Source organism: Pseudomonas sp. Z4-7, assembly GCF_051131965.1.
Classification (GTDB): domain Bacteria; phylum Pseudomonadota; class Gammaproteobacteria; order Pseudomonadales; family Pseudomonadaceae; genus Aquipseudomonas.
The window spans coordinates 4,038,751-4,054,535 of the sequence record NZ_CP071642.1 but is presented as its reverse complement, the minus strand read 5'-3'; the positions used below and the strand labels follow the sequence as shown (position 1 = coordinate 4,054,535).

The window sequence follows — 15,785 nt, the reverse complement described above, 5'->3', positions numbered from 1 at the left end:
ATCCTGGCCTTTTTCCGAGCAGTACCTCTAGACGCCTGGAAAAAACTCGACCTCAACCGAGCATCGAAGCCGTCAGGACCTCGGCTACGACAGGATAGCGGCAAGTCGCTCCGACCCAGTCAATCTGGATGTACAACCAGCGCTTCAGGCGCAGGTACCATTGTGCCCGTCCATCGTTCAGTCCAGGCGTACGCAGCACATCCAGCGCCATGCGTTGCTGGATCGAAACCCGGGAGTAATCCGTGACGAACGTGGCTCTTTTGACAGGCGCCAAGTCCAGTCGATTCAGTGCAGTGATCGCGCCGTCGATATCGCCGGGTTCAAACACCATTGCATTGGCGATCCTGGACTTGGTGAATTTTTCTGCGTAGCCCGCCAGGCCCGCCAGTATGGGCTTGCCGGTGGCTGCATACTCGAAAAGCTTGGAAGGCAAGACCCGTCGAAACGATTTGAATGTATTCAGATGCAGGAAAAGAATGTCTGCCTTGCGGTAATGCTCAAGCAGATCCGATCGTTTGGTCGGAGCGATGAGCTTGACGTTTGAAATGTTTTTTCTTTCCAGGGCCTGTCGAAGCTTACTGGCGGCACCGCCATCACCGATGATGTCGAAATGAGCGATCCCCTGAAGCTGTTCGGCCATCGCCGGAACGATGTATTCCAGCCCTTGGCCGGCGCCGATATTGCCTGCATAGACAATCTTCAACTCGGTTTTTGCCGGATCTGGGGCAACAATGTCATTCGGAGGTTTCAGGAAAAGTTCATCGACACCATTTGTGTGGGTGGAAAAAGTCCTGTTCGGATATCGCTCGTTGAAGTAACTCAGAAATCCCGGTGAAATCAGGTTGACCTGAGTGGCTTGGTGAATGGTAAGGCGCTCCACCCAAGAGAAAAAAAAGGTCATGGCTCTGCCGGCCGCGCCCGGGACCAATTCGGGCAAGGTATCGACGAAGATATCGCGTATGTCCAGATAAAGAGGCGTTTTGCTCTTCAGGGAAATCAATGCACCCAACGCAGCAGTCATCAAGCGCGAGGAGGAGGCTACTACCAGATCGTAATCTTTGCCGCTGGCAGTCTTGTAAGCGCCCCAGGCATAGGTGAGGAAGGCTCTGGCCTGGTCAGTCATGCCGTTCTGATGAGGGGGCAGGGCAATGCGTTTGATCGATAGCTGTGGCGACTCGGGTTCGCATACATCCGGTGCGCAGTACGACTGATACCGATTGGGTTGGGTGGTGATCAGATCAATGTGCAGCTTGCATTCATTTTGCGAGAGCAACGCCTTTACCAAGGCCTCGACTCTGAACGACCCCGCCGCCAGATCCGGCGGGTAATAGAAACTCAATAGTAAAACACGCATTGTCATGGGTGAACGCCATTGCTATAAGGCCGGCCCTTGAGTACGCAGCTATAAAGGTCCACCAGTCGCATTTCCTGTTGCTCCCAGTTCAATTGCAGGGCTGCTGCGCTGGCATTGGCGGCCAACTTCATGCGCAATTGTGAATCCTTGACCAAACGGTTGATTGCTTCGCCCAATTGTTCGTCATCGCTTTCACGCACCAGCAGACCTATGTCATAGGCTTTCACGACACGGCGAATTTCCGGCAGGTCTGTCGCGACGACCGGCAGGCCGGCAATCAAGTACTCGAACAACTTGTTAGAGTCGGTCGTGAAATGGTTGAGGCAGGTGTTTTCGATGGGTTGTACGCCGATATCGGCGGATGCGGTGTAACTGGGCAGGTCGGCGAGCGACACCGTGGGAATGAAGTACACCCGTTCAGTCAGCCCGAGTTCACGGCTCAGGGCGGTCAATGGCGCAGTCAGCCTGCCGCCGCCGATGAACACGAAGTAGGCGTTGTCTACCGAGGCCGCGATACGTACCAATCGTTCCAGACCACGGCCCTGTTGCAAACCACCCTGGTAAACAATGATGGGCCAAGGGTGTTGCAACTGCAGCTCATGGCGAATCCGCTGGCTATCCGGGCTCACGGTTAGACGTGGCCGGTTTTGCAGCACCACCGGGCGCGGGACGCCGTAGGCCCGGGCGAAAAACTTCGCCCGCGCATCAGTGGTGGTTATGCTGCCCTGGACCCGAGGCATCAATAGGCTTTCGACCTTCGCTACCAGCCCGCGGAAACTGTTGTAACCCTCGCGGCTGGTACTGATTTCATGCGCGTCATAGACCAGGTGCGCTCCGCTTAGCCTGGCCGCCAGCCACGCCGTTGGCAAAGTGTTGACGTCGTGGGCGTGAACGACCGCCGCCTTATGCCTGGCGATGCGCGCAAGCAGACCGGCATGTGTCCATAACCGCGCGGCAATTCGCAATACTTGTCGGATGGGGCTTAAACGACCTATGGCGCCGTTGGCTGCCGAGGCGGCGGCGGGCGGGCCAGCCTTGGGCTTGCGCAGCTTCCAGAGCGGACTGCGCGCGACGCGCACGACATCGATGCCGTCCTGCAACGTTTCTTTCTCTAACGTGACCCCCGGCGTGTGCAGGGCAAACACGGTGACGGCATAGCCGGCGGATTGCAGCGTCTGGGCCTCTTTCAATACACGGGCATCGTTGCGGAATTCATTCCAGACGATCATGGCGATGCGGGTCACGGTACTTGTCCCTGTTCGATACTGGGAGTTCTGATGAGTGCTAATTGCTCAAGCATGTCAGGTAACAAACTAATGGCGTCGCTATAGTTGGTTCGGTGGCACAGGCGTTCGAATGCATAGGCCAGGGCGCACAAAATGACTGCCGCAGCGGGGATGTTGTTGAGATCAGGCCGTTGGGCTCTTATATCTTCCAGGGCTTCTTGCAATTTTTTTTGTTCTCCAATAGGCCAATTGGACCCGATGGCTTCCATTTTCCAACTGGCCCAATGGCTGACAATGACAAGCCCCGCCTCGTTAATCAATAGAGTATCCGAGGTGGTGTCCTGCGAAATGATCTGCCTGGGTAGCGAAGAAAGAATCTGTATCACCTTTTCATGCTGCTTGATAAATTCTGTTAGGTCGGGCATTTGCTCTGCGGTGGCGACAATATGCAAATTCTCCAATATTTCGTAAGAAAGCCGTTGTTCAAAATATTGATGAGATCTGGCAAAGCGCTTTGTCAGCGCCTCAGGCGGGGCGATGGCGAGGAGACGCTTATTTATCGTGATGACTCCATCACCGATTTCTCGGCGGGCGAGTTTACGGTAGCCATCCAATTCAAATACATGGCACCGCAGGTCTCCAACTTTAGTATGTCCGAGAAGGGTAGGCGCCGGCGCCTGTGGGATTTGTTGAAGTAACGTATATTCCTGTTCCGCAAGTGAGCCGCTGTAACGGCCGAAAAGCTTGAAAAGAAACGTTCGGGTGGTACTGTCCGTGTCGGAAAAAAAATCGGCTTCAAAAGCGTAGATGTCGTTGCGGCCTAGCTGATGCCATCTGGACGAGATCATTGGAAGGTCAGTTGCCAAGGCGCTGCGGAGTGCTTCCGGAATCCAGTGATTGCGCCGTTCTTCATTCAGAAAAAACTTTACATGTTCGGAATGGGTTCCGGTACTTAAAACCAATTGCTGGTTGTGGAAGAACAATGCATTGATTTGGCGATGCTGCGAGCGCAGCGCGATGATGTCTTGCATGAAGACGTTAAGTCTGGACAGCCCTTGGCGAATCAAAAGCAAAGAGATCAGCGCAGGAAAAATCTTTGGCGGAGAAAGGTAGAGAAAGTCCAGAATCATGCAGAAAAAGATGATGAGGAAACCAATCGAGCAGATCATGTTCAAGGCAACGGCGTGATATTGATTGAGAAGTTTCCTGATGGAGGGGGTGTTATTGTATGTGGCAACGACGAGAAAAGTGGCGAAGGCTGCATAGGCAGTAGCGGCAACGAAAAGCAGTTTGTAAATATACAGCAGCGCCAAAAAGGAAATCAGAGTGAAAGTGGCAGCGGAAAGCCCACGGGTAAATTTTGCGTAGGCTTGGGTGGCAAGTAAATGCTGGTTTTCAAACAGGATTAGCTTGCCATTTTTTTTTAATAATTTTCCGGCGCCTTTCTTTGAATAGATGGCTGCGATGAGCTCCAGAGCCAGATAAGATACATAGCATAAAAGTGCTAGAAGGCTGAGCGCAACGATGAGATGGGTTTTTTTAATGTTTTTCAGGTACAGAGGAAAATAATGAGGGACGCCATCGGAGCCCAGCAGTATCAAAACTTTTATAGGAAGAAAAAACGTAAGTATTAATAAAATTTGAGCGAAAAAATTTGCTGCTTGTACCGTAAGCGTAGAACAAGGCGTTACGCCCATGAACTTGCGGCCAAGTGAGTAATGCCAGCCCAGTGTGGACCTGATGTGTTTTTGCAGAGTTGTCATTTGCATTCAAACATTGTTGTCAACCATTCCGAGGCTCCTGTTTGGAAGCGGCCACGATCAGGGTCATGGCCGTTTCGTCGTCAGATCGACTGCCAGTACATGGACAACTGCGAAGCCTGACTGTTTGCGCCAGGTTGTTCTTGATAGACATTGCCAATGACAGGTTGGTCTTTCTTATAGTAATGAATTTTGAAACTGTTTCGGGAGTCCTCGATGACCTTGCGCGTATAGCCGAGCTTCGACAGCTCCTTGTACACGGAGCTTTCCGCGATTTTGGAAGTGGTATTGAATTTTATCTCGTGCAACTTCAAGGCACCTTTATCGTTTGGTTTGCTGACTACCTTGGCTACGGTGCCATTCAAGGTGATTTTGGTTCCATCGGGGAGCGCCAGGCTACTGGTTTTTAGGGACGCGCTACCGCCCTTCGTAGCGTCTTCGGAGTTTCCGCATGCAACCATACTCAGTGCTACGGTAATTATTGCTAGGATTGCTTTCATGTGTCGGCTCGGTGGAATATTAAAGTGAGTATCATCAGTGCATGGTTCTTGCGAGTAGTTGTTTTGCTACGGTTTTGTAGTAAGCGCTGGTGTAGTGATAAGGGCAAAACGCCCATTTATGATCTCCGCCGGCAATCAATCCAGATTCTATACCTCCTATTTGTTCCACGGCGGTGGGAGAGTCTTCGAGAGGGACAATCATGTTATTCAGGATTTCGTTGTTAAGCTCTATAAGTTTCGCAAATTCCGAGCTTTCAAATGACGCAATGTTGTTGTCTTTGTCACGATAGGTGTTTGCCCAAACCGCTTTATGCACAAAAATGTTCTGACAAATCGATGAGACTTTTTCCAGGTATGCCGGGACTGCCCATTCTCTAAGCGTCTTGATTTCGGCGCTCCAGGGGCGCTTGATTTCAAAGTCGATGTTGGCACGCTCGAATGCTTTGATCGTTGGGCCGCTCGCCGAGAAAATGGAGCCGTTGTGTTGTATGAGACCAATCCGTTCATCGATGAAATCAATCAATACGATATCAGGTTGAGACTGCTCCAATTCAGCCCAATGATTCTTATTGAGATCATAGCGCGCCCGCTTGTCCTCGAAGGCCTCCCCCGAGATTTTTATTCTTGGATCGGTGTTCGGCATTCCCATATAAGAAATAACTGAGGATCGAGCCATATAAAAGCAGACTTCGAAGTTCTCCAGTGCGTCTTTTTGAAATTCAAAAAGATCCCGGGTCACACAAGAACCTAAAATGGCCACCCGGATTTTTTCTTTTTTTCCGTTTGTCGGATTCGGTCGCACTGCCCGACGCTCCAGGCGTTCTTTTCGAGCCGTTAAAAATTTCAGGTTTTGAATGGATTGTTCAGAAGTATTCTGATTTTCATGTTTTATCTGGTTACGTATGTTGCCGAGTTTTTCCAGGTATTTATGCGGCATTCCTATCGGCGATTGACGCAGCATGGCGCCGAGGTAATCCAGGCTTTGTCGTGTAAGCCCGTAATTTTTAAATAACGTGGGGTCAAAGCCGATTTTTTTTTCTGTATCGCCTAAAATTCTGGCTCGGGCGCCAAAAAAATATGAGTCGCTTAGCGGATGCTTTGTATAGAGGTAAAGTGGGTAGGGTTTATTTATCGATATGTGTTTTGAAGGTATTCCTTGTTTCTGCAAGGTTTTTACAACGAGATGATGTGCATATTGGGTAATGCTCTTTTCTTTAGTGCCTGGTGAGCGGTCTACCAACGTCAGGGCAAGAGCAAGGGTGTCGTACCTGACGGCGCGATAACAATTGTCGGATGGCAGAAACTCGATTCCGTTGTTCAAGGAGATGACCAAGACCTGTTCTGCGCTTTCCGCGTTCACGGCGCTGTCTTGAATGAGCCTGATGACGTCCTGATGAATGCAATCATCATCATCGATTCGAGAAGTGATCAAAATATCAGCAGAAACATTATTCAGTATCCCTGAGATTTCTTTGCTGACCAGCGAATAATCCTCTACGTGAATAATCCTGGCAGTGAGCTGGCTTTTCAGGATCGCCTCTTGCAGACGGCGCAAATGGACGATGGGAAGGTTGATGTCGGCGAATATAATCCATTCGAAATTCTTGTTGTTTTGATTGGCAAGCGAGGGAAATACGGTGTTTAAGAAAATCTCCAGGCGGTAAGTCAACCACAGCTCATCCTTGATGCCGATGCCAAAGTTTGTGAAGATAAAATGTTGCAATTGCTTATTCATGGCCACTCATTGTTCTGATGAGGTTGAGCTCGGATTGGGAAATAACTGCTTTGTCACTTTGTTTGACTACGCGCTGTCTGGCATTAAAAGATTTCTCGGCAAAAAGCTGTGCATCGAAGAACAACGCTTCGATACCTTCGCTCAGGCCTTCAAAAGACTCGCTTTCGGCTAGGAAAGCGCATTCCTTATCGACGAATTCAGGAATGGCCGCCACGCTATTGGTGATGGCTACCAAGCCTGAGGACATCGCCTCGTCACGCGAAACACCATGAGTATCCATTCGGCTAGGGCAGAGGAAAACCCCATATTCCTTGTGCAGCTTGGCGATCTCGTTTTGCTTCAAGTAGCCTTTCTGAATTCGCACATTCGGATACTGTCGCAAGGGGGCCAAGGTTTCTTCGAACAGCGGTCCGTCGCCGATCATGCGAAACTCCAGTTCGTTGAACCAAGGCTTTTCAGCGAGCCGTTGGATCGCTTTGACACTTAGGTCGTTGGCATAAGTGCGCGAGGCATACGGGCGAATCGACAGAATTTTCTTACGCTGCTCTACCGGCTTCTCCACGTAGGAGAACAATTCGGTGTTGATTGGATTATGAATAATCTCGTATTGGCTTTCCGGTATACGGAAGCCGAGGTCTTCCATTACCTCTTCGGCGAAATAGCGGGAAACGAACACCAGCTTCAGGTTGGCGGGAGGGGCCTGCAGCAAGTTGCGCCAGAAATTCATGCGTTTTTCGCTGTCCAGTTTGCCCAGAGCTAGTTGCTCTTCCGTAGCAAAGTTGTATTCGCGGCGCCACCACGGCTGAATCTCGGCGCCATGCACCCAGACAATGATCTGGGTGGTGTCGAGATGCTGATGGAGGATTTCCCACATGTCTGAGTCGAGAAAATGCACCAGGATGGTCTTATAGGCACCCGATCCTAGCATTTTCGCCAGGGTTGCCTGGGAGCCGGTCATGACATCGATGTTTTCAAACTCGTGATAGCTGATGGATTCGTTTTTGCGCAGGCGGAACACATCCACATTGATGCCGTGTTCCTGATAGGCCGTGACACGAGTGTGGACAAAACCGTTGCGATAAAGATCGTCATAGGAAGGGTAGTGATTGGTAATCAGCAGGTGTCTGGAGGTAGAAAGGATTTCCGACGGTTGCAGATCCCGGTGCCCCAGCGCGAGCGCCTTGATGCCCGCGCTGCCATTGGCATAGATGCGGATACCCAGGCGAACGAAGGCGGCCTCCGGCAGAATATCGCTGGTCTGATTGCGATTGGCATGCTGCAGGATGTGACTGATACGCTGTTTCTGGGCATCAAGGAACAGAACCACCAATTGGATATTCAGGCCAGGGGTAGCATCAAGGAACAGTTCAAGTCGTTCATTCCTGGCCAGCGCCGCAACAGGCAGTTCCTGCTTGGCGTAGTGATACTCATGCTTGCCGTCGGCGAGCGTAGAGGTAAAACACCAGATGTCGGCGTCGAAGGACTCTTCCAATTGCTTGCTGCGAATCGGTCCGAACATCTTGGCCAGGTCACGGCCGCAGATTTCCTCGCAGGAATGATTGACCTTCAACGGTTCGATGGCTTCGGCGCGCTGCTGTAACTCCTCGACGCTGATGCCGGTGTACAGCTCAAGATCGTCTACAACCTCGGTCACTCGCTGCTGATCGGTACCCGCCGCGTTTTTGCAATAGTTGAACGCATCGATCGCCAGCGAATGTTCGTATTCATAGTTCCGCGTGGAAAGCGTTTCGAGCCACTGTCCTGCTGGCTGTTCGGCAATCAACGTCGTTCTGATCAATGCTGCGCGCGCAGGAACACTGTCCAGGCTGCGATAGACCAGGTCCTGGTTTTGTAATTCAACGGCCTGTTCGGTCCGGATGTAATGGGCTCCTTTGCCGATCACTTGGGCTCGGTTGTAACGCGTCGCCAGTATCAGATCGAGCAGGTAGTTCGGGCCATAGTAGTCCTCGCTGATCATGGCGGTGAACCATGGCGCATCGCCGGCAATTTCTCCCAAGCGGATCTCTTTCAGTTCCTTATAGGAAACAAGTTTGACTCGGGGATCTACGATGACGGCTTCGTCGATAGCGTCGTCGACAATGATGTGCATGCACAAATTCGTATAGCGTTGACGTTGAAGGTGTTCGTTGAGTGCGTCGATTTCGTGGCTGTTGGCGGCGCGGGCGATGATGCAGACGGGAGGCAGGTGCTGTTCTCGATGCTTGCCAGTCACCTTGCTCATTACGTAGCCGAGACGGTGCGCATAGGTGTGTTCCTGCATTACTTTGCGCAGGGCAGCCAAGCGTAGCTTGTCACTGTCTCGTTCGTTGCCTGCAAGGGTCTCTAGGCGCCGCAGCATTTCCGGGCCGCTGTCGGTGGTGATCACCAGGTCGCCAAACAGCAGGCGCATGCCGCGCGAAAAGTTACTGACCGTAATGGTATTGGAGCCGAGTAATTCGAATACCCTGCGGGCGAACATCGATTGCGACTGTTTGATGGAGTTGAGATTGATCGCATAGCGGTAGCCTTTATAGGCCAGGTCGATTTGCTCAAAGCTCAGCGTCCCAACAATGTACGGCTGATAATGCGCAGGAAACTGATAGTTGGCGTCGTTTTTACCGAAATTCCGGTCAAAGATTTCCAGTGGCCGAAAGCGAGGCAGTTCGTTGACAAAGTTACCCAGGTCGCGGGTGCGCTCAGGGTATCGAGCGTAGTAGGCACCCGCGAAGCAGAACGCATCCTTGCGTTCGTAAAGTTCAACCGGATTGTGCACTGCCGGTTGGCAGGCGAACGGCAGCAGGTACACCTGTTCGTGGCCCAGTGCGCCTTTGTAGCGATGAATGCAGTCGATGTCAGTGGTGAACACGAAATCGAACTGTTTGGCCGTGGAAAGAAAAGTCTCGAAGTGGACCGGATCTTCTTTGTTCCAGAAGACGGAAGGCACTTTGTGCTCTTTGCACCAGCTCAGGATGTCTTGCAGTTCCTGGCTGTTATGGCCGACCTTGCTGCCCCACAGATCATCCTTGCCGCGCCAGGCGGATTCGATGAATAACAGCTCTGGCTGGAACTGTTCCAGTTGTGTCTGCCAGTCTTCCGGTGTCAGCTGCAGCAGGTTGCATTCATGGCGATACGAACCGTGGGTGAACTCATCCATGATGCAGGCAACTTTCAAGGACGTTGCGTTGCCTTGCTTGTGATTAAGCAACACGTCGCGCACATGCGCGGTGTCCTCGAGTGCGACAGGCAGGACGGTGTGTTGTGGGGTGGGTAGCGTTGCTGTCTGGTCGTCAAAACCGATAGCTTTCGCGGGCGTGTTGCTGACGGTTTTACCAGCCTGGCGATACAATTTGAACAATGTGCCTGGCAGTCGCACGAACCCACCCAGTGAGCTAGCGCTGATCTTCAACTGATAACCAAGTTGATAGGTAATGCTTGAGCGAGTTTTGATCAGGCGCTGCTCTGCCAGATGACGTTTGGCGTTGGCGCGATGCAGATTGTCGCTGAGCTCTTCTATTTTTTGCCGCTGAGCGACTGTTTGCTCAAGCAGTTTCTCCACGTTGGCCTTCAAGCGCGGGATTTGCGTGCCCGTGACCTCGCGATATTTCTGGTTGGAGGCTTCGCGGCTGGATATTTCCAGTTGCACCCGTTGTTGCAGTTCGGCATTCTGTTTACGAAGCTCTTCCACGGCTGCCGGATGTTGATGCAGATCTTCCATGGCAGCAGCCTGTTGCTCCAGAACTGCAGCAAGCTCCTCTCGTTGCAACAGGGCTTCCTGGGCGTGGTGCTCGAGTTCGTTGAGGGTTAATTCCAGTTGCTGCCTGGCCGCCCGTTCGGTTTCGAACTGGGCGTTGAGCTCTTGTGTTTCACGCTCATGACGCTGGGAAAGGTCATCAACCTGCACCAGCAAGGTATCGATGTCCTGTTCCAGGCGCGCCTGGATTGCTTCGTGCGCATGTCGTTGCTGTTCGGCATCGTGGGTGGTGCTGATTCGCGCGGTCTCGGCCTGATGACGACCCGATTGCTCCTCAGCGACTTGTTCGCGCAGTTGAAGGTTCAGGGCGGTCAGCGTCTGAACTTCCTGCTTGAGCAGTTGCACTTGTTCGGTGGCTGCACGGTATTTTTCATTGGCCTCCTCCAAGCGTGACCTGATATCGGCCAGCTCGGAAAGACTCGCTTCCTGCGCCTGGTTCTGTTTTTTCAGTTCTTCGATTTTTTGCGCCTGTAGCTTGAGCTCGGCGATTTGCTCGGTAGCCGCACGGTACTTTTTATTGGCTTCCTCCAAGCGCGGCTTGATATCGGCCAGCTCGGAAAGACTCGCTTCGTGCGCGCGGTTCTGTTTTGTCAATTCCTCGGCTTTTTGTGCTTGTAGCTTGAGCTCGGCGATTTGCTCGGTAGCCGCCCGGTATTTCTTGTTGGCTTCGGCCAGGTTCTTACTCGCGCTGGACAAACTGTCTTGCAGGTTGCGCTCGATGCCTTCGAAGGCTTTTTCAAGGTTCCGGATCTGGGCAACATCCAACTGCATTTCGCGAGGTGCTGTCTCATCGCTTTTCTTTATCGCGACCATGCCCAGCCATTTGCCCAGCACCTTGATATCGGTGATATGCAAGTGCTCGTTCAACAAACGGAAAGGCTCAAGCAGATAGAAGGTGTGCTTGTGGTCAATGAAGTCATTTACACCAAATGGCACGGTGATAATGAGTCGCCCCTCAAGTTTGAGCAGCGCTGCGGCTTTCTCCACGAATATTTCCGGGCGGACCAGATGTTCCAGTACTTCGCTGATCACGATGGTATCAGGCGCTGCGTCTTCAATGTCCAGCGACAAAAAGTCAGCATTCACATAGCGAATCTTGGCCTGCACATGAGTCGGCTCGGCTGCTAGGTATGACTTGGCTTCCTCAATGGCTTGAGGGCTGGTGTCGACGCCAACGACCTCGCAGCCTTCGCGGGCCAGCAATAGCGGTACTATGCCCTGTGAGCAACCGACGTCGAGCACTTTCTTTCCCGCGACCTGCGCACAGATCCAGTGAATGCGCGCCTGGGTTTCGCGCATGAAATGCTCGCCCAACTTCCCGTAGTAAGCCTCCATGACACGGTCGTGAATGTCTGCCAGTGCCGTAGGGCCTTCCGGCTGCGGGGGGAGTTGAACGCTATTCATCTTTCTAATTCCCTTCTCAAGCTGCAAACACGCCAGCGGCGTCGATCACAACGGCCTCGTCACGCATCTTGGCCATTGTTGTGAATTCACGGTGCTTGACCAGCAACACGTGGACATGAGCGCTGTCCAGCGCGTGGGCAACACCCACGAATTGGTGCATGTTCAAGTCTTCGGGCAACTCCTCAATGTTGGGCTCAATCAACAGCAACTCCACACCCAGCTCATCGCCTAACTGCCGAGCAATATTAAGAGACGGACTTTCCCGTAAATCGTCGATGTCCGGTTTGAATGCCAAGCCATAACAAGCGATACGAATGTCGCGAGCGGATTTGGCTGGATGACGGAGCAAGTAATCGGCTACGGCCAATTTTACTTGTTGAATAACCCATCGCGGCTTCTCGTCGTTGACCTCGCGGGCGCTGCGGATCAAGCGTGCCAGCTCGGGAGTCTTGCTGACGATAAACCACGGATCGACTGCTATGCAGTGCCCCCCCACGCCGGGGCCGGGCTGCAGGATATTGACTCGTGGATGGTGGTTGGCCAGGCGAATCAGTTCCCAAGGGTCGATCTTCAATTCGGCGCAGATCATCGACAGTTCATTGGCGAACGCTATATTGACATCACGAAAGCTGTTCTCGGTGAGCTTGCACATCTCGGCCGTACGGGTGTCGGTGATGATGCATTCGCCTTCGACAAAGGTCTGGTAGAGACGGACTGCGGCTTGTGAGCACTTGGGTGTCATCCCGCCGATGATGCGGTCGTTGGCCACCAGTTCGCGCAGGACGTGGCCGGGCAGCACACGTTCGGGGCAATGAGCGATGCGGATATCGGAATCTTCACCGTGCGTGGTCGGAAAGGTCAGGTCCGGGCGTGCTTCGGCAAGCCACTCGGCCATGCGCTCGGTCGCCCCGACCGGGGAGGTCGATTCCAGGATAACCAGATCGTTTTTTTTCAGCACCTTGGCAATCGATTTGCTGGCCGCTTCGATGTAACCCAGGTCCGGCTCGTGGTTTTCCTTGAACGGAGTCGGTACGGCAATCAAAAACGCATCGGCGGGCTCGGGGACGGTAGTCGCCCGCAGAAAGCCTTCGGTGACCGCTGCGTGAACCAGCATGTCCAGTTCGGGTTCGACAATATGAATCTCGCCGCGGTTGATGATGTCAACGGCGCGCTTATTGACATCGACACCAATCACTTGCTTCTTGCGCGAGGCAAAAATTGCCGCTGTAGGCAGGCCGATATAGCCGAGCCCAATGACAGACACACGTGGAAAATTCATGCAGCAGTCTCGTTTTGTTGAACGACCAGAACCATCAGTGCCTCACGAATTTTGGCACATGCCGTGCCGTCGCCGTAGGGGTTGTGAGCGAAGCTCATCTGTTGGTACGTCGCTTCATTGCTCAGCAGTTCGCTAAGCTGATGCGTAATTGACTCGACTTCCGTCCCTACCAGCTTGACCGTGCCGGCATCCACGGCCTCGGGGCGCTCGGTAGTGTCACGCATTACCAGGACAGGTTTGCCCAGCGCCGGGGCTTCTTCCTGGATGCCTCCAGAATCCGTGAGGATCAGGTACGAGCGGGTCATCAGATACACGAATGGCAAATAATCCAGCGGCTCGATCAGGTGTACGTTGCCAATATCTGCCAGCAGCCGTTGCACGGGCTCGCGAACGTTCGGGTTTAAATGCACGGGATAAACAAACTCGACATCTGGAAATTTCCGGGCGGTGTTGGCCAGCGCCTGGCAAATGCGCTCGAAGCCGCCACCAAAATTTTCACGCCGATGCCCTGTGATCAATACCATGCGGTTGTCTCGGGGCAGGAACGCAAACTGCTCATCAAATTGCCCCAGCAGCGCCGAGGCCGGGTTGTTCAGGCGCTCGACCACGCTGAGCAGCGCGTCAATCACCGTATTGCCGGTAACGAAAATGGCCGAGGAGGCAATTCCTTCCTTCAGCAGGTTTTGACGCGAAGTCTCGGTGGGCGCGAAGTGAAGCTTCGCCAGACTGCCTGTCAGGCGTCGATTGCCTTCTTCCGGCCAGGGAGAATAGAGATCGTTGGTGCGCAGGCCTGCTTCGACGTGGGCAATCGGGATCTGCTGGTAATAGGCGGCGAGGCTGGCGGCGAAAGTCGTTGCGGTGTCCCCGTGGACAAGGACCACGTCGGGCTTGAATTCTTCAAGGATGGATTTGAGACCTTGAATGACCGCGGTCGTCACGTCGGTCAATGTCTGCCCAGGTTTCATGAGGTTCAAGTCAAAATCCGGCGTCAGATCGAACAGTTCAAGTACCTGATCGAGCATCTCGCGGTGCTGGGCGGTGACACAGACTTTGGAGTCGAAACGATGGTCGTTTGCCAGCTGGAGTACCAAGGGAGCCATTTTTATGGCTTCGGGCCGGGTTCCGAAAATAGACAGGGTCTTGAGGGGCATATTGAACACTTCTTGACAGTACAACGGTGTACCGATGTCAGGATGCGATGCTTGGGCAGGCGATCAGATATCCATTCCAAAGGTAGACGGGCGAATACGGCACACCGCAATACGCTACGGTGCGTTGGCTTGCGTATGGGGAGAAGACGAGAGGTGTGGCTTTAGCGCACTCCGTGGCCATGAAAATTCTCCAGTACTCTCGGAATCGCCTACATTCAGTGTGGGAGAATTCCAAGCAGCGAAAGGATACCATTTCAGGCATTGTGTGCCATCTAGTAAAATTCATGTTATTTCACTTGACAGGCCTTTGGTGGGGAGCAGGCCAGCCCCTGTGAGCGGGGCAGGGTCACATAAATTCCCGGCGAGCGCTTCACGTGGGCTGTTTGGGAGCCCCGTCACGCCTGAAAGCTTATGCCATTGCGAAAAATGAAGTTACAAATGCCATTAGGCGTACGGAAAGCTTATCGCGGTGCTGGACACGGCTAGCGTCGCTATTGAAAATTTAGCCGTCAACCCGCCAGCATCGGGTAAGTAAACAGGGCGAAATGCAGCAGGTTGAGGCCGAAATGTGTGGCTATCGCCGCGCCCAGGCCGCCAAACCGATAAGCCAGGCCGTAACCGATCCCGGCCAGCCCCGACAGCAATACCCACTGCCAGCCGGCACCGGCATGTACCAGGCCGAACAGCAGCGAGGCCAGCAGCAATGCGAGGTTGTCGCCATGGCGCAGATGTTCGAAGCGTCGGCTCAGGCCGCCCTGGATGTAGCCACGAAACAGTGCTTCCTCGACCAAGGTCACCAATAAAAGATTGTTGAGCACCCAGATCCAGGCCTGGTCCGGCCATTTCGGTGCCCAATGGATCATGCCCAGCAACATGGCCCCGCCCAAGGCCATTATCGCGCTTAGCGCAAGCCCCAGCGCCGTGCCGTAGACAGCGCCACGAAACGAGCGGCGGCCAACGATCCAGGGGCACGCCAGCAACAGCCAGAAACCGATCAGGGGCTTGTCCTGGTTCAGATACATCGCAAATCGCACGGCGTCATCGCTCAAACGTTGCGCCGCGATCGCCCGGCCGTTGAAGAAACCCGGCATCCAATGCAATGCCAACGCGACCGCCAGGACGATGAACAGGCAATGCCCGAGAAACTGCCCGACCGGCGTCTGCCGCTGGCGAACCGCGTACCCGGCGAACAGCAGCAGCGCGACCGAGATGATGGCAGTCCAGGCCAGATGGCCGTACGCGAGGGCCAGGCCATAACCGATCGAGAGAAGGGCCAGGTACGGCCAGGGTAGGGCGGGCATAAACGTCCTTGAGGGAAAATTCTGCAGTGAGAGGCTATCAGGGGCGCGAGTTTATAAGCAGATGAGTACAAAAACATCGACTTTGAAGTAACGGAATTTTCGTAGGGGGCGATTTCTCGCCCAAATGTTCGGAGGCCATGCCTGGCGCGCTTGATATCACAGTCTTGCCATATGGAGCTTCGTCGGCAGCATCCACAACTGTCAACTCTGACAGTTTCGATGCACGAGAAAAGCATGCTTACTTCAGCCAAGAGAGAACCCTGCCGGCGCGGTGTTGCCAGTCAAGCATCGCCTGGATTTCCGGCAATGTCAGCTGGGACGGCA

The 15,785-nt window shown here is 53.4% G+C and carries 9 protein-coding genes; all 9 read right to left on the bottom strand.

Annotated elements, in window-relative coordinates; genetic code table 11:
- Positions 1–52: 52 nt before the first annotated feature.
- The 9 genes from J3P91_RS18170 to J3P91_RS18130 all read right to left on the bottom strand — a co-directional run bounded on the left by J3P91_RS18170 (position 53) and on the right by J3P91_RS18130 (position 15,461).
- Positions 53–1,360, bottom strand: coding sequence for a glycosyltransferase family 4 protein (locus tag J3P91_RS18170; protein WP_434601324.1), 1,308 nt, complete (start codon positions 1,358–1,360; stop codon positions 53–55).
- Entirely contained in the window at positions 1,357–2,598 is a 1,242-nt protein-coding gene (locus J3P91_RS18165; protein WP_434601323.1) for a glycosyltransferase family 4 protein, read from the bottom strand. Before J3P91_RS18165 ends, J3P91_RS18170 begins: the two co-directional genes overlap by 4 nt.
- Positions 2,595–4,343 (bottom strand): hypothetical protein, encoded by a 1,749-nt coding sequence (locus J3P91_RS18160; protein ID WP_434601322.1) that lies wholly within the window; start codon positions 4,341–4,343, stop codon positions 2,595–2,597. Before J3P91_RS18160 ends, J3P91_RS18165 begins: the two co-directional genes overlap by 4 nt.
- Before the next feature lie 80 nt (positions 4,344–4,423).
- Positions 4,424–4,840 carry a hypothetical protein gene (locus J3P91_RS18155; RefSeq protein ID WP_434601321.1) on the bottom strand — a complete coding sequence of 139 codons (417 nt, stop codon included), beginning with the start codon at positions 4,838–4,840 and terminating at the stop codon, positions 4,424–4,426.
- A gap of 34 nt (positions 4,841–4,874) precedes the next feature.
- On the bottom strand, positions 4,875–6,575 hold the full coding sequence (locus tag J3P91_RS18150) for a DUF6270 domain-containing protein (RefSeq protein ID WP_434601320.1): 1,701 nt from the start codon (positions 6,573–6,575) through the stop codon (positions 4,875–4,877).
- The gene (locus J3P91_RS18145; RefSeq protein WP_434601319.1) at positions 6,568–11,730 is read right to left on the bottom strand and encodes a methyltransferase domain-containing protein; all 5,163 of its coding nucleotides are present in this window, start codon (positions 11,728–11,730) and stop codon (positions 6,568–6,570) included. The genes J3P91_RS18150 and J3P91_RS18145 overlap by 8 nt, the downstream gene beginning before the upstream one ends.
- Before the next feature lie 16 nt (positions 11,731–11,746).
- Positions 11,747–13,009, bottom strand: a complete 1,263-nt coding sequence (wecC, locus tag J3P91_RS18140) for a UDP-N-acetyl-D-mannosamine dehydrogenase (RefSeq protein ID WP_434601318.1) — start codon at positions 13,007–13,009, stop codon at positions 11,747–11,749.
- Positions 13,006–14,160: a non-hydrolyzing UDP-N-acetylglucosamine 2-epimerase gene (wecB, locus tag J3P91_RS18135; RefSeq protein WP_434601317.1), complete on the bottom strand. Its 1,155-nt coding sequence runs from the start codon at positions 14,158–14,160 to the stop codon at positions 13,006–13,008. Before wecB ends, wecC begins: the two co-directional genes overlap by 4 nt.
- A 509-nt stretch (positions 14,161–14,669) precedes the next feature.
- Positions 14,670–15,461 (bottom strand): lysostaphin resistance A-like protein, encoded by a 792-nt coding sequence (locus J3P91_RS18130; RefSeq protein WP_434601316.1) that lies wholly within the window; start codon positions 15,459–15,461, stop codon positions 14,670–14,672.
- Positions 15,462–15,785: the final 324 nt, after the last annotated feature.

Bases quoted from the DNA above. Each gene is read 5' to 3' on its own strand.
- J3P91_RS18170 (WP_434601324.1), bottom strand. From the start codon at position 1,360: ATGACAATGCGTGTTTTACTATTGAGTTTCTATTACCCGCCGGATCTG.
- J3P91_RS18160 (WP_434601322.1), bottom strand. From the start codon at position 4,343: ATGACAACTCTGCAAAAACACATCAGGTCCACACTGGGCTGGCATTAC.
- J3P91_RS18155 (WP_434601321.1), bottom strand. From the start codon at position 4,840: ATGAAAGCAATCCTAGCAATAATTACCGTAGCACTGAGTATGGTTGCA.
- J3P91_RS18150 (WP_434601320.1), bottom strand. From the start codon at position 6,575: ATGAATAAGCAATTGCAACATTTTATCTTCACAAACTTTGGCATCGGC.
- J3P91_RS18145 (WP_434601319.1), bottom strand. From the start codon at position 11,730: ATGAATAGCGTTCAACTCCCCCCGCAGCCGGAAGGCCCTACGGCACTG.
- wecC (WP_434601318.1), bottom strand. From the start codon at position 13,009: ATGAATTTTCCACGTGTGTCTGTCATTGGGCTCGGCTATATCGGCCTG.
- wecB (WP_434601317.1), bottom strand. From the start codon at position 14,160: ATGCCCCTCAAGACCCTGTCTATTTTCGGAACCCGGCCCGAAGCCATA.
- J3P91_RS18130 (WP_434601316.1), bottom strand. From the start codon at position 15,461: ATGCCCGCCCTACCCTGGCCGTACCTGGCCCTTCTCTCGATCGGTTAT.